This is a genomic window from Nonomuraea sp. NPDC001831 (assembly GCF_042892035.1).
GTDB lineage: Bacteria > Actinomycetota > Actinomycetes > Streptosporangiales > Streptosporangiaceae > Nonomuraea.
The window spans coordinates 266,069-280,698 of sequence record NZ_JBIATU010000012.1 but is presented as its reverse complement, the minus strand read 5'-3'; the positions used below and the strand labels follow the sequence as shown (position 1 = coordinate 280,698).

General features: G+C 72.7%; 11 protein-coding genes. 5 read left to right on the top strand and 6 right to left on the bottom strand.

Annotated elements, in window-relative coordinates; genetic code table 11:
• Nucleotides 1–41: 41 nt before the first annotated feature.
• The gene (locus ACFYYW_RS33660; protein WP_387654799.1) at nt 42–1,421 is read right to left on the bottom strand and encodes an LCP family protein; all 1,380 of its coding nucleotides are present in this window, start codon (nt 1,419–1,421) and stop codon (nt 42–44) included.
• A gap of 127 nt (nt 1,422–1,548) precedes the next feature.
• Between ACFYYW_RS33660 and ACFYYW_RS33655 the strand changes: the two genes are divergently transcribed.
• The gene (locus tag ACFYYW_RS33655; RefSeq protein WP_387654797.1) at nt 1,549–2,277 is read left to right on the top strand and encodes a class I SAM-dependent methyltransferase; all 729 of its coding nucleotides are present in this window, start codon (nt 1,549–1,551) and stop codon (nt 2,275–2,277) included.
• Between the two features lie 41 nt (nt 2,278–2,318).
• On the top strand, nt 2,319–3,749 hold the full coding sequence (locus ACFYYW_RS33650; RefSeq protein ID WP_352318361.1) for an MFS transporter: 1,431 nt from the start codon (nt 2,319–2,321) through the stop codon (nt 3,747–3,749).
• On the opposite strand, the gene ACFYYW_RS33645 is transcribed toward ACFYYW_RS33650, so the two are convergent.
• From ACFYYW_RS33645 to ACFYYW_RS33635, 3 genes are all read right to left on the bottom strand, one after another.
• Nucleotides 3,727–4,287, bottom strand: a complete 561-nt coding sequence (locus ACFYYW_RS33645) for a hypothetical protein (RefSeq protein ID WP_387654795.1) — start codon at nt 4,285–4,287, stop codon at nt 3,727–3,729. The two genes, ACFYYW_RS33650 and ACFYYW_RS33645, sit on opposite strands and share 23 nt — an antisense overlap.
• A 48-nt stretch (nt 4,288–4,335) precedes the next feature.
• Nucleotides 4,336–5,010, bottom strand: a complete 675-nt coding sequence (locus ACFYYW_RS33640) for a hypothetical protein (RefSeq protein WP_387654793.1) — start codon at nt 5,008–5,010, stop codon at nt 4,336–4,338.
• Nucleotides 5,011–5,094: 84 nt separating this feature from the next.
• Nucleotides 5,095–6,078 carry a polyprenyl synthetase family protein gene (locus tag ACFYYW_RS33635; RefSeq protein ID WP_387654791.1) on the bottom strand — a complete coding sequence of 328 codons (984 nt, stop codon included), beginning with the start codon at nt 6,076–6,078 and terminating at the stop codon, nt 5,095–5,097.
• 124 nt (nt 6,079–6,202) lie between these two features.
• Between ACFYYW_RS33635 and ACFYYW_RS33630 the strand changes: the two genes are divergently transcribed.
• On the top strand, nt 6,203–7,153 hold the full coding sequence (locus ACFYYW_RS33630) for a serine hydrolase (RefSeq protein WP_352318355.1): 951 nt from the start codon (nt 6,203–6,205) through the stop codon (nt 7,151–7,153).
• A 38-nt stretch (nt 7,154–7,191) separates the two neighbouring features.
• Here the strand turns inward: ACFYYW_RS33630 and ACFYYW_RS33625 are convergent, their stop codons facing one another.
• Nucleotides 7,192–8,145 carry a zinc-binding alcohol dehydrogenase family protein gene (locus tag ACFYYW_RS33625; RefSeq protein WP_387654789.1) on the bottom strand — a complete coding sequence of 318 codons (954 nt, stop codon included), beginning with the start codon at nt 8,143–8,145 and terminating at the stop codon, nt 7,192–7,194.
• A gap of 84 nt (nt 8,146–8,229) precedes the next feature.
• Here ACFYYW_RS33625 and ACFYYW_RS33620 point away from each other — a divergent pair, with 84 nt between their 5' ends.
• Both ACFYYW_RS33620 and ACFYYW_RS33615 read left to right on the top strand, forming a co-directional pair.
• Nucleotides 8,230–8,817, top strand: coding sequence for a helix-turn-helix domain-containing protein (locus tag ACFYYW_RS33620; protein ID WP_352318352.1), 588 nt, complete (start codon nt 8,230–8,232; stop codon nt 8,815–8,817).
• Between the two features lie 118 nt (nt 8,818–8,935).
• The gene (locus ACFYYW_RS33615; RefSeq protein WP_387654787.1) at nt 8,936–13,762 is read left to right on the top strand and encodes a hypothetical protein; all 4,827 of its coding nucleotides are present in this window, start codon (nt 8,936–8,938) and stop codon (nt 13,760–13,762) included.
• Here the strand turns inward: ACFYYW_RS33615 and ACFYYW_RS33610 are convergent.
• Entirely contained in the window at nt 13,690–14,559 is an 870-nt protein-coding gene (locus tag ACFYYW_RS33610; protein ID WP_364413047.1) for a LysR family transcriptional regulator, read from the bottom strand. The two genes, ACFYYW_RS33615 and ACFYYW_RS33610, sit on opposite strands and share 73 nt — an antisense overlap.
• Between the last annotated feature and the right edge of the window lie 71 nt (nt 14,560–14,630).

Genomic DNA, 14,630 nt, shown 5'->3' with positions numbered 1-14,630 from the left:
CACACTCCGTGCTCGGGAGATGGCTGTCGGGAAAGTGAGAGTCAGCCGCAGGCGGCGTCCAGGTTGACCGGGGTCTCCGGGTCCTGGGTCGGGGCGGCGGAGTGGTGCGCGCTCGCCGACCGGTTGGCCGGGCGCTCGTCCAGGGCCTCGGAGACCTTGCGCCTGATCAGGTACCAGTCGGGCGTGACGGTGCTGATCAGCGGCGGGACGAAGCTGAGGCTCCGGATCCTGGTGTCCTTCACCTTGTCCGACAGCTCGATCAGGGCAGGCAGCAGGTCCTGGGGCACGTCGCTGGAGATGGCCCGCTTGGTGGCCGCGGCCAGCTTCTCGAAGCTCTTGAGCACGGTCATCGGATCGGCCTGCTTGGCCACCGCGTTGAGCAGGCACTTCTGGCGGCCCATGCGGACGTAGTCGTCGCTGTCGGTGCGGGAGCGGCCGTACCAGAGGGCCTCCTCGCCGGACAGCTTGCGGGTGCCGGCGGGCAGCAGGCCCTCGCGGTACCTGCCGTACACGATGGGGTCCTTGACGGTGACCCGGACGCCGCCCATCGCATCGACGATCTCGGCGAAGCCCTTCATGTCGACCATGGCGTAGTAGTCGACCGGGATGCCGAGGATGTCGCTGACGGTGCGCTTGAGCAGCGACGGGCCGCGCTTGCCCTTGCCCACGCCGGGGACCATCTCCGGGTGGTCCTCGGCGTACTGGAAGATCTCGTTGAGCAGGCCGGGGGTGCTGGGGCCGTCGCCGGTGAAGCCGAAGGGGAAGCGGCTCCTGGCCGGGCCGTGCGGGAGCTGGACCCGCTGCAGGTTGCGCGGCAGGCCGAACAGGGTGGTGGCGCCGGTCTCGGTGTCCACGCTGGCCACGGTCATGCTGTCGGTGCGCACGCCGGGGCGGCCGGGGGCGGCGTCCGCGCCGATCAGCAGGAAGTTGACGCGCTTCGCGCCGTTCCACGGGTCCTGGGCGACGACGGGGGCGCTGCCGGTGGTGGTGGCGAAGACGTGGCTGACGACGTCGCGGGACAGGTAGGCCATGCGGGTGGCGTACGCGGTGGGGGCCAGGACGAGCGCGCAGAGGGCGGCCGCGAGCGTGGTGGTCAGGAAACGTCCGGCCGTGTCGGAGGAGTCGGGACGGACGAGCAGGAACGACCGGATGATCACGGCGGTCCACGCCAGCGCGATCCCGACCAGCGCCACGGTGAGCACCGTGAGCCAGCCGGGCTGGACCGCCAGCGACAACAGACGGGTGCTGAACGCCGTGACCACCGTCAGGACGCCGGCGAGCATCAGCACGTAGGCCGCCATGAGGGCGATGCCCATCCGATGACGGTGGGTGGCCAGGTGCGCCACCCCCCACAGCGCGGCCGACGCCACCGTCAGCGCGATGCTCGCTCCTAGGCCGAATTCGCGTTGTTTCCCTGTCATGCCTGGTCAAACCCCCAATGCCAGCCCATCCAAGTCACCATAGTTATTGCGTTGCGGGCTATTTGAGGGTGAAGGGGAAGTGTTTGCTCAATTCCCGGTCAAGACCCTCTTGAGATATAACGTGAACGTGAGCACTCGACACGGTAGCTACGGATTCGACGCACCGTGGGCCCTCGGCGGACTGCTCTTCGGGGCGATCGTCCTGCTGGCTCTCGCGGCGGTCTCGTTCGTGCTGGACATCCCCGCCGCCGGGATCGCCTTCGCCTTCGGCGGGCTCTACACGCTGGCCAGCGCGGCCAGCTACCTCTACACCACGCGCCGGGGCAAGTTCGCCGTCTGGGCCGAGCTGCTGGAGCCGCTCGAAGGCGGTGAGCGGGTGCTCGACCTCGGCTGCGGGCGCGGCGCGGTGCTGCTGGCCGCCGCCGCCCGGCTCACCTCCGGACGGGCCGCCGGCGTCGACCTGTGGAGCTCGAAGGACCAGTCGGGCAACGCCGCGGCCGTCACCCTGGCCAACGCCGCGGCCGAAGGCGTCGCCGACCGGATCGACCTGGTCACGGGCGACATGCGCGACCTGCCGTTCGAGGACGGCGCGTTCGACGTCGTCGTGTCGAGCCTGGCGATCCACAACATCCCCGCCGCCGAAGGCCGCCGGCAGGCCATCAGGGAGGCCCATCGGGTGCTGCGGCCCGGCGGGCTCATGCTGATCGCCGACTTCCGGTACGCGCCCGACTACGAGGACGCCCTGCGCGACCTGGGCGTGATCGACATCCGCCGGCGCGACCTGGGCGCCCGCCTGTGGTACGGCGGCCCCTGGTTCGGCACCACCCTGGTCGAGGCCAGAAAACCTGCCTTGTAGGGAACGTTTGCCGTCCGTTTACCGGGTACCCAAGTGCCCTTATGAGCGACGTGGATACCGGCACGGTAACTACCAAGGTGCCCGCACGGCTGGACCGGCTGCCGTGGTCCCGCTGGCACTGGATGATCGTCATCGGTCTCGGCACGGTATGGGTGCTCGACGGGTTGGAGGTCACCATCGTCGGCAACCTGTCCGGGCAGCTCGCCAAGCCCGGCAGCGGCCTGGACATCACCCAGGCGCAGGTCGCCGGCCTCGCCGCGGCCCTCTACGTGGCCGGGGCCTGCGTGGGGGCGCTGTTCTTCGGCTGGCTGACCGACAGGTTCGGCAGGAAGAAGCTGTTCCTGCTGACGCTCGTGGTCTACCTCGCGGCGACGCTGATGACCGCCCTGTCCTTCGACGCCTGGTGGTTCTTCCTGTTCCGCTTCATGACCGGTTTCGGCATCGGCGGCGAGTACGCGGCCATCAACTCGGCCATCGACGAGCTGATCCCGAGCCACCACCGGGGACGCATCGACATCATCATCAACGGCAGCTACTGGCTCGGCGCGGCGGGCGGCGCCCTGCTGACCGTGCCGCTGCTGAACGACCTGCCGGTCAACATCGGCTGGCGGGTGGCGTTCGGGCTGGGCGTGGTGCTCGGCCTGGCCATCCTGCTGGTACGCAGGAACGTCCCGGAGAGCCCGCGCTGGCTGTTCATCCACGGACGCGACCGCGAGGCCGAGCAGATCGTGGACGACATCGAACGACAGATCGGCCGGGACCTGCCCGAGCCGCAGGAGTCGATGACCATCCACCAGCGCCGGTCGATCGGCTTCCTGAAGATCGCGCACACGATGGTGGCGCTCTACCCCAAGCGCACGGTGCTCGGGTTGTCGCTCTTCATCGGCCAGGCGTTCCTCTACAACGCGATCACCTTCGGCTACGCCCAGATCCTGACCACGTTCTTCAAGATCGACTCGCACACGGGCTACTACTTCGCGATCATCGCGGTCGGCAACTTCCTCGGCCCGCTGCTGCTCGGCAGGCTCTTCGACACCGTCGGCCGGGTTCCCATGATCTCGGCCACCTACATCGGCTCCGGGGTGCTGCTGCTCGGCACCGCCTGGCTGTTCAACCAGGGCGCGCTGACCGCGATGACGCTGACCCTCTGCTGGTCGGTGGTGCTCTTCGTGGCCTCGGCGGGGGCCAGCGCGGCGTACCTGACGGTGAGCGAGATCTTCCCCATGGAGACCAGGGCGATGGCCATCGCGTTCTTCTTCGCCATCGGCACGGCCGCCGGCGGCATCGCCGGCCCGCTCGTGTTCGCCTCGCTGGTGGAGAGCGGCGCGCCGGGCGACACGGCGCTGGCGTTCTCGATCGGCGCCATCGTGATGATCGTCGCGGGGCTGGTCGAGCTGGCCTTCGGGGTCAAGGCCGAGCGCAAGGGGCTGGAGGAGATCGCCGCGCCGCTCACCGCCGCGCGGGCCGCATGACCCGCAGCACCTGGGTGCTGTCGGCCAGGTACAGGTGCGGCACGTCCACGAACACCCGCATCGGCCCGCGGTCCAGGTCCAGCTCGCGGGCCATGGACGCGTGCACCTCGGCGAGCGGCAGGTAGTTGAGGTAGCTGGTGAAGGCGTTCTGGGAGCGGAAGGTCGCGGTCATGGCGAGCGCGCCGTCCCGGATCCGGAACGCCACGCCGATCAGGCAGGGCACCGCGTCGTACGGCTCGCCGGGGATGGTCAGCGAGATCCACGCGCTCTTGCTGTACGGCTTGACCCGCAGCAGGTCGGCCGCCCAGGCGAGCTGCCCCCTGATCCGGGCGCCGTAGCTGTACTTGAACGGCGGCACGATCGTGTCCTCGCTGAACTTCCTGCTGTAGAGGGCCAGCCGCTCGGCGTCGCCGTACCGCGCGATGATCGGGTCGTCGCCCCGCACCTCGGCGATCTCGAACAGCACGGACGGGGCCTCGATCACGGGGCCGCGGTCGTCGTCGGCGAGTGTGCCCGCCGTCCAGACATGTCGCATCATCCACATCCACGCCTCCCCACATGACGCCCATAACGCGGGGCCGGGCATTCAGGTCTCCTGATCCGGGTATTCGTAGGGGTCGCGCGGGGGCCGGCGCCGCCTGGTCACGTTGCAGCGCACGTAGTAGACGGCGTAGTGGACCAGCGTGACCAGGAGGATGCCGAAGGTGAGCAGGAGCAGGTCGGGCGCCTGCCCGCACAGGCCGGTCAGGCCCACCGTCAGGTAGGTCGAGTTCGCCAGCGCCAGGGTCGTCACGTTGATCCCGGGCCAGGCCAGCGGCGCGTACGTCTCCGGGAAGCGGGGGTCGATCGGCAGGTTCGGGCTCCAGCCGAGCCGGTCCTTGAGCCTGGTGGCGTACAGCAGGCGGAAGTTGTTGATCGCGCGGGCCGTCCTGGCGTGCGCGCGGACCGCCTCGATCAGCCGCAGGAACGGCAGCACGCTGAGCACCCCGAACGCCGTGACCAGGGCGAACAGGTACCACGGCACGCGCTGCCAGTCCGTGAGGCTCTGCGGGTCCACCACCTTGGCGCTGGTCAGGGCGATGGCCGCCAGGAACGGCCCGGACAACAGGCTCATGGCGAGCCTGGTCATCTTCAGCCGTTCTTCCTTCGCGGCCAGGTGGACCGCGTAGATGCCGGTGAAGTCCACGGCGGCGAGCTGGAGGAAGTGACTGGACTCAAGCCCGTCGTCCCGGATCATCATGCGAGGGGGGATCTTTCGCATGTGCGCTCCTGTAGTGCGTGACTCCAGTATTAGCGCGATTCGCCGGGTTGTGGAGGCGATTTCTACCAATTGTTCCAACAAATCTCAACTGACGCCCGTCAACTGCGACGACACCCCCGCGACGTGGTCGATGTAGGCCGTCGGGAGGCCGTACAGCAGGGCCGCGATCTCGCTGTCGTGGATCACCGGGAGGGCGGCCAGCGCGTCCGAGGCCAGGCCGCGGCAGAACTCCAGCGTGTTGGCCACCAGGTCGCCCGCGCGCAGCCGGCGCAGCGCCTCGTCCACCTGCTCGTCGCTCATGTCGCGGCCGAGCAGGTCGCCGAGGTCGGTGCCGGACAGGAGCAGCGGCAGGCTGTAGACGCCCTGCCGCAGGTCGTTGCCGGCCGGCTTGCCGAGCTGGGCGCTGGAGGCGGTCAGGTCGAGCAGGTCGTCCAGCACCTGGAAGATCAGCCCGAACTTCTCGCCGTACGCCGCCACGCGCGCCCGGTCCTCGGTCGAAGCCCGCGCGCAGACGGCCGCCGCCAGGCAGCCGGCCCGGAACAGCGCGGCGGTCTTGCCGGTGATCGAACGCAGCGCGCTCTCCCTGGTCCTGGCCGGGTTGAACAGGTCGCTCGTCTCCATGTACTGGCCCTCGGCCAGCTCCACCACGGTGGCCGCGAGCACCTCGGCGACCGGCCTGGACACCGCGGTGATGGCCGCCAGCCCCGCCCTGGCCAGCATGAAGTCGCCGATCACCAGGGCCTTGCCGTCGCCCAGCTCGGCGTTGAGCGTACGGGTGCCGCGCCGCTCGGTCGCCCGGTCCATGAGGTCGTCGTGCACGAGTGAGCCGGCGTGGATCAGCTCGACGCACGCGGCGGCCGTGACCACCCGGCGGTCCGGGGCCTTGCCGAGGGCCAGCGAGGTCGCCAGCGTCAGCGCCGGACGCAACCGCTTGCCGCCGGCGCTGACGATCCGACCGGCGCCCGCGTTGATCCCCGGCAGCGCGGACGAGCCGCTGAGCCGCCTGATCCTGGCCTCCACCTTGCGCAGACCTTGGGCGACGGCCGGGCTGTTCACGAGTTGCTCCATGGGGCCAAGCCTGCTCCCGCGTCGCTGTGCCGCTCCTGAGAGACGCTGAGGACGCTCTCAGCCCTTGACCCTGACATCGTGTGAGCGGGTACGAAAGGATGTCCCCCGGGCCTAGGAGGACATCATGGGAATGGCGGAGCGGGTCGAGGCGGTCCTGAAGGCCGGCACGGCGCCCAATCTGCACGCGGTCGTGGTCATGCGCGGCGGCGAGGTCGTCGTCGAGCACTACGGCGCGGGCGTCGACCAGCGGATCACCGAGGAGCCCCGGCACGTCGTGTTCGACCGCGACACGCCGCACGACGTGCGGTCGGTCACCAAGAGCGTGGTCGCGCTGCTGTACGGCGTGGCCCTGCGCGACGGGCTGGTGCCGCCGCCGGACGCGAGGCTGGTGGAGCAGTTCCCCGAATATCCGGATCTGGTGGCTGATCCGGCCCGGGCGCACCTCACCGTCGCGCACGCGCTCACCATGACGCTCGGGATCGACTGGAACGAGGACCTGCCGTACACGAGCCCGGCCAACAGCGAGATCGCGATGGAGCTCGCCCCTGACCGGTACCGGTTCGTCCTGGAACGCCCGGTGGTCGAGGAGGCCGGGAAGCGGTGGCGGTACTGCGGCGGCGCCTCGGCCCTGCTCGGCGGGCTCATCGCGCGGGGCGCCGGCGAACCGCTGGCGGAGTACGCCGCCAAGGCGCTGTTCGAGCCGCTCGGCATCACCAGAACCGAGTGGGTCAAGGGCACGGACGGCGTGGCGATGGCCGCGGCCGGGCTGCGGCTGCGGCCCCTCGACCTGGCCGCGCTCGGCCGGCTGGTGCTCGGCGGCGGGCTGGGCATCGTCCCCGAGCAGTGGGTGCGCGAGATGACGCGGCCGCGCGTCGTCATCGACGGCGACTTCCGCTACGGCTACCAGTGGTACGTCAGCACCGGCGACCGGCCGTGGACCGAGGCGATCGGGAACGGCGGCCAGCGGCTGCTCGTGCTGCCCGGCGAGGAACTGGTCGTCGCGGTGACGGCCGGCGACTACAACGCCGAGCAGGTCAGCGCCACGGCCGTGCTGGACGCCGTCCTGGACCGCTGAGCCGCTCACGGCACCAGCAGGACGCGGCCCGTGACCGCTCACGGCACCAGCAGGACGCGGCCCGTGACCGCGCGCGACTCCAGGAGCCGGTGGGCCTTCGCCGCCTCGGCCAGCGGCAGGGTCTCGTGGACGACGGCGCGGCTGCGTCCTGAGCCGAGCCGGGCCAGCATCTCGGGATAGTGCGTGCCGAACACCTGGCCGGCCCAGCCGGGGCCGCTGCAGCCGACGACGGTCACGCCGCGTTCCATCAGGTCGGCGGCCGTGACGGCGGCGGGCTCGCCGCTCAGCATGCCGTAGAACAACATCCGTCCGGTGCCGGGCACGAGCCGGTCGAGCACCCGCCGGGCCGACGCGCCGCCGATCGACTCGAAGGCCACGTCGACGTCCGGCAGCGCGTCCGGCCAGCCGGGGTCGCCGTGGTCCAGGACCTGGTCGGCGCCCAGGTCGAGGGCCCGCTGCCGCTTGGCGGGCGAGCCCGCGGTGGCGATCACCCGGGCCGCCCCGAACTCCTTGGCGTGCGCCACGACGTAGCCGCCGACCGCGCTGGCGCCCGCCTCGACCAGCACGGTCTCCTCGCCGCCGAGCCGCGCCCGGTGCAGCAGGGCGAGGGCGATCGCGCCGGGCGCGGCTCCGGCCAGGGCCTCCAGGGGCGGCACGTCCTCGGGGACGGGGCAGGTCAGGGCGGCGGGCATGGCCACGTACTCCGCGTAGGCGCCGAGGCCGCCGGTCACCCCCACGCGCACGGTGCCGAGCAGGCCGTCGTCCACGCCCTCGCCGAGCTCGACGACCTCGCCGACCGCCTCCGCGCCGGGCACGACGGGCAGCGGCAGCGGGAACGGCAGCGCGCCGGAGCGGATCTGCGTCTCGGCGTAGCTGACGCCGATCGCCCGCGCGCGGAGGAGGACCTGGCCGGCCTCGGGACGCGGGCGGGGCAGGTCCACCGGCCGCAGGGTCTCGGGGCCGCCGATGGCGTCGAGCTGGATGGCACGCATGGTTGTTCCCGTCTGTATCTGAACCATTGGTCCAGTTAATATATGGACCGCTGGTCAAGTTTGTCCATGGGCAACAATGACCGGATGGAACGTCAAGAGCGGGCCGACGCCGCGCGCAACAGGCGGGCGATCCTGCGGGCGGCGGAGGAACTGCTCCGCCGCCACCCGCCCGAGCAGGTCTCCGTCGAGCGCGTGGCGGTGGCCGCCGGCGTGGGCAAGGGGACGGTGTTCCACCGGTTCGGCAGCCGTACCGGGCTGATGCGGGAGCTGATGAGCGAACGGGCCCGCGAGCTGGACAAGGCGGTGGCCGAGGGCCCGCCGCCGCTCGGCCCCGGAGCGCCGCCCGTCGAGCGGCTGGTCGCCTTCCTGGGCGCGGTGGCCGAGCTGGCGGCGCGCAACGGCAACCTGGTGGCGGCGCACGAGCACGCGGTCGCGACCAGCAGATCCGAGCCCCGGGAGACCAACCCGATCTACACCGGCTGGCACCGGCACGTCACCGCGCTGATCACCGAGGGCCGCCCCGACGTGGACGCGGACGAGATCGCGCACCTGCTGCTCGGGTCCCTGCACATGGAGCCGATCGCGAGCCGGTTGCGGGCGGGGGACAGCGCGCGGCTCGCCCGCAGCTTCGCCGCCCTCGCCGAGGGCCTGCTCGGCAGGCCCGCCCGCTAGGCGCCCCGGCCGCCGCCCGACCGGCACAGAGCTGTCGGACGGCCTGGCGTGCAACACTTCGCGCACCTTCGCGATAACCCCGTGAGAGGCGAGACCGCGAACGGGGGTGACGAGGGTCATGCCGGGGCGTCGAGCCAGCCGGAGGGCCGCCGCCCTGGCCGTTGCCGCGGTGGGGGTGGCCGCGCTGTCCGCCCTGCTGACGAACTTCGCCACCGCCGGCCCCCCGCCGGAGCCGTTCGCCTCCCGCCCCTGGCTGACCTACGTGGCGCTGGCGGCCGTCACCGTGATCAGCGCGACGCTGGCGGTCCGCCTGCTGGCGACCGGGGAGCGGTCCCCGGCCGAGGACGGTGACCCGCCGGCGTCGAAGGCCCGTGCCCGCGCGTTGGACGACGTGCGCCGCGAGGCGTCGGAACGCCTGGAGATCGGGCTTCCGCCCCTGCGCCTGCGTTTCCGCGAGGCCCCGGAGCTGGTGCTCGCACCGGTGGAGGACGCCGGGCACCGGGCGCTTCGGCCACGGCCGGAGGCGGAGGTCGTCTCGGTGTTCGACGACCTGCGCGGGTCGATGCTGCTGGTCGGCGCGCCGGGAGCGGGCAAGACCACGGAGCTGCACCGCCTGGCGCTGGCCCTTGCCGAGCGGGCCGAGCGGGCCGAGCCCGAGGACCGGGAGCCGGTTCCGATCGTGCTGGCCCTGGCCAGCCATTCCGGGCTGCGCGGCGACGTCTGGCCCCGCCGCCGACGGCCGGCCGTGCCGTGGTCGCGGTGGCTGCGGCGGCTCTCCGGCTGGTCCCGGGGGTGGCGGCTGCGGAGGGAGGAGCGCAACAGCCGGCAGCGGCCCGCCGAACCGCCGGCGCTGACGGTGGAGGACCTGAAGGAGTGGATCGCGCGGGCCGCGCGGGCCCGCTACAAGATCCCGGCCGGCGTCACCAAGCGCTGGCTGGCCCACGGCGCCCTGGTGCTGCTGCTCGACGGCCTGGACGAGATCCCTCCCGAGGAGCGGGAGGTGATGGTGCGACTGGTCAACGAACTGCATGCGGGCGATGCCGCTCCACCCGTGGTCGTGACCTGCCGCAGCGGCGAGTACGAGGGCCTGGACACGCGCCTGCGCCTGGAGGGCGCCGTCCGCATCGAAGCGCTGACCATCGAGGAGGTGCGTGCCTACGCGGAGGCGGGCGACGAGCGCTTCGAAGCGCTGCGTGCGTTGTTGCGGCGGGACAGCGACCTCGGCGCGCTGGTGACCACGCCCCTGTGGTTGCAGATCGCCGCCGACGCGAGCACCGGCGGCTCCGCCGCCGGACTGCCGGGCCGCGCGCTGCCCGGCGAGCTCCTGGCCCTGTACGAGCAGGCCATGATCACCTCACGTCCGTCGCCGCGCATGCCGCCGGCCAGGGCGCGCCGCTCGCTGCGCCGGCTCGCGGCCGTGGACGGGGAGGACGATCTGCGCACGGTGTACCGCTGGATCGTCCCGTCCCCCGAGGCGAGGGCTCTGACGCTGCTGCACGGCCTGCCCTGGGCGGGAGCGGCCCTGGCGGCGGTCGGCCTGGCACTGCCGCTGGCACGGCACCTGGGCAGCGCCGTGGGTGGCGTGGCCTACTTCGCCGCGATCGCCGTGCTGGTGGGCGCGTCCCGGGAGGTCTTCGCCGGACTGCCGTACGCGCCCGGCTCACCGTCGGCGGGGATGCGGCACCTGATCGCGGTGCACGCGGCCGGCGCGGCGCTGGGGGTCACCTCGGGCGGCGTGCTGTGGCTGGCATCGTGGGGGTTGACCGAGCTGGCACGCCCGCTGCCCGGGCCCGTCCACTGGTTGTTGATGCTGTCGGCCCTGCTGGCGGCGGCGGGGTGGAAGGTCGTCGCCTCACCCACGCCGGCGGGCAGGGCCGTGGCGGGCGTCATCCTGGCGAGCCTGGTGACGGCGTGCTTCCTGCTGCCCGCCCCGCCCATGTCCTATGTGGAGATCTACGCGGTCCTGCTGGTGGCGTTCCTGGCCATGCTGGTCCTCGTCGCCGCGGTCATCCTGCTCGTCCCGCCGGCCGGTGCGGGGGAGAGGGACGGCCCCGGGCGCGTCGCCGACCCTTTCCCCGAGGCGGTGACCAGCCGGAGCATCCTGCAGAACGCGGTGACCAAGCGGGTCGCGGTGCTGACCGCGGCGGCGGGCGCGGCGCTGATCCTGACGACGGATGCCGGCGACTTCGACGGAGAGACCGGACTGTGGTCGCTCGCGATCCTGGCGCTGGCCGCCTCCTGGCTCGCACCGATCGCGATGACCGAGCCGAGGCCCTTGCTCAGAGCCCTGCATCACCTGATCATGCGGATCGCGTTGCCGCTGGGCGGCTGGCTGCCGTGGCGACTGATGCCGGTCCTGCGCTTCGGCGCCGAGCGCGACCTGCTGGTCGGCACGCTGGGCCAGTACCGGTTCCGCCATCCGCTGATCAAGGAGCATTTCGCCGGCGCGCTCGATCGGCGGGCCGCCGAGGACGCGGCCGGCTACCCGGCCGATCACGCGCTGCTGGCCGCCCGGGTCCGCGACGTCCTGGCGGGACGGGAGCGGCTCGGGATGCTCGTGATGCCGCACTCACCGGACCGGAAGCCCGGCGAGCTGATCCCCGTCGCTGACCTGCCGAGCCGGCTGGAGGCGCAGACGCTGCTCGTCGGGCCGCCCGATGGCGGCGGCCGGATCGTCCTGGCCGAACTGGCCGCTGCCCTCCTGCACCCCGCCGACGCCGCGCCCCCGGACGCCGCGGTGCCGGGCGGGTTGCCCGTCCTGGTGGATGTCGGCTCCTGGAGGCCGACGCCGGAATGGAGGCGGGGCGAGAGGGCGGGCAATCCGCTGGTGGCCTGGCTGGCGGCGCGCATCGCCGCCGACCACCGGATCCCGCGCGACATGGCCGGCCGGTGGCTGCGCGCCGGACGCCCGGCCCTGCTCATCGACGGCCTGGCCACGTTGTCCGAGCGACGCCGCAAGGCGCTGCTGGCCCTCCTCGCCGACCTGTGCGAGCGGTACGAGCTGAGCTACGCCGCCCTGTCGGCCACGGCCGTCAGGGGGCCGGCGGCGTTCGCCATCCTGCCGCTGCCCGGCCCGGTCCGTGCCGCCCATCTCACGCCGGAGCTGCTCGCCGTCGCCGCCCGCGACACCGGCGTGTGGGAGCTGCTGATTCGGCCGGACTGGCTGCTGCCGATCGCCCGGGGCGCAGGCCGGCATCCGGCGCGCTACGGCTTCCTGGCCGGTTTCGTGGCCCAGGGCCTGGCCCGCCGTCCCGGTGACGATCCCGTGCGGACGCTGCGCTCCTTGTCCCTGGCCGCCCGCGCGCCCTTCCTGTCGATCGCGCTGTCGCCGGTCAGAGCCGACCTGGTCCGGCGTCTTTGCCTGCCGGTCGTGTACGTCGCCGCGGTGCTCACCGGGCTGGGGCTGCCCCTGGCACACCGCTACGGATGGCCGGCGGCGGCCACCTGGACGCCCCTGGCGGCGCTGGCCGCCTGGCTGACGACCGCCTCCATGCTCCGGCCGCGGTCGCGCTGTCCGATCGGCACGGCGGGCCGGTGGCGGCGGATCGTGTACGGCCTGTGCGGCGTGCCGCTGGGAGTGGCGGTGGGCCTGCTGGTGGCGCCTTTGGCACAGGGGCTGGGGGGCGCGATCCCGGCCGTGACCGGGTTCCTCACGGGCGAACCCGATGTCGTCGCGCCCCTCCTGAACGTCTTCCGCACGGCCTTCGCGGCCCTCGGCTGGACGACCGCGGAGATCTCCGCCTGGACCGGCCCGGATCTCCGCGTGCTGGTCATGCTGCTGTACTGGGTCTTGGTCCAGGACTACGCCGACCTCTTCCACGGCCGACGGAAGGATCTCGGCGCCCAACTGGCGGTGCGCCTGTTGCTGCTGGGCGCGGTCTTCCTGGTGTTCGACGGGACGTCTCCGGCGCAGCTCACGGGCACATTCTGGTGGGGTGCGGCGTTCGGCGCGTGCATGGTGCTGCCCGCTCTGTGGCTCAGGCTGGCCGAGGGCGAGCAGTCCGGAGCGCCGGACGGGCCGCGGGTGAACCGGTCCGTGCTCGCGGCGCTCCTCACGATCCCCCTGCTCGCCGGGGCCGTCGAGCTGGGGCTGCTGCCTGCCGTGCCCGGTCATGTGCGCCTGCTGCTCCTGGGCGTCCCGGTCGGCGGAGTCGTGGCGCCGGTGCTGATGGCCCCGGTCATCCTTGTCGGCGACATGATGACGGGGGGTCTGCCGTGGGTGCTGTGGTTCCGGTCCAACCGGTTCGTGGCCGCGATGCACGCGGAAGGGCTGGACCTGAGCAATCCGCCGATCCACGCGTTCGTGCGGCGCATCGATCCGGACGAGGGGCTGCCGCCGCCGGACGGGCACGACACCGCCGTTCGGGAGCAGCTGATCGCGAGTGTGCGGGCCGGACTGCGGCAGGCGCCCGCCGATCCCGGCCTGGTACGGCGCTTCGACGCCGCCGGCGGCGCCCTCACCCTCACCGGCACGCGGCACGACGGGCACCAGGCGCTGTACGCGCTCGGCGCCGAGCTGCTACGGCGTGCCGAAGCCGAGCCCACCGCCCCCGTACCCGTCCTGCTGGCGCCGCGCGCCTTCCCGCACAGCGGCCCCGCGCGCCGCCGGGTCACGTCCTGGGTCGCGGGACAGTTGGCCCGCGAGCACGGCATGGACGTGGAGACCGCGATCCGGTGGCTGGGCGAGAAGCGGCTCGCGCTCCTGATCGACCTGGGCCCGTGGACGCCGATCCGCCTGCGGCGCCGGCTGCGGCTGGTCACCGAATGCGTCACGGCGCTCGACCTGCCGTACGCGCTGATCGCGGAGGCGCCCCCGCGCCGGCGACTCGGCTCACGCGAGCGGGGCCTTCGGAGAGCCCGTGGGCGGCACGGTCAGAGGGGGAGGGTGGTGGCGGCGGTGTGGAAGGCGGCGACGGCCGCGCGGACCGCAGGATGGTCGCCGTAGCCGCGGCGGAAGGCCGCGCGCGTGCGGCGGCTCAGGGGCAGGCGGGTCAGCGGGACGCCGTCCGGCGGGGTGAGCGCCGCCAGCCGGGGCACGAGCGCGACGCCCTGACCCGCGGCGGCGAAGGCGAGCACGGTGTCGAAGTCGTCGATGTGGTGCCGGACCCGGGGCTCGAACCCGGCCGCCTGGCAGGCCCTGATCGCCATGGTGTGGCAGAGAGTGCCCGGCTTGCCCATGATCCACGGGTCGTCGCGGGCGTCGAGGACGCGGGCCCGGACGGTCAGGTACATCGGCTCGGTGAACAGCGGCTCGGTCTCGATGGAGGCGTCGGTGACCGGGGGCACGAAGTCGTACTCGTGCACGAGGGCGACGTCGAGCTCGCCCGCCCGCAGCGCCGCCGAGACGTCGGCGGGGTCGATCTCGGCCACCATCGGCTCCAGCCCGGGACAGTCCGCGGCCAGGCGGGCGAGGGCGGGCGGCAGCAGCACGCGGGTGGCCGTCGGGAACGCGCCGATCCGCAGCGGGCCCGACGGCCCGCCCCGGGCGGCGGCGAGCGCGGCCGAGGCGCGTTCGAGCTGTTCCAGGACGGCCTGCGCGTGCTCGACCAGCAGCAGCCCGGCCGGGGTGAGCGTGACCGTGCGCCCGGTGCGTTCCAACAGCGGCACGCCCGCCTCCCGTTCGAGGGCGCTGAGCTGCTGCGAGACCGCCGAGGGAGTGAACGTGACCGCCTCCGCCACGGCGGTGATCGTGCCGCGTCTGGCCAGCTCGCGGAGCAGGTGGAGCTTGCGTGGGTCGAGCATAAGTTCATCTTAAGCTTGAACGAAGAAATCCGAACTGGACCTAACAGGTCGGCGGGCGGCAGGCTCGAAGC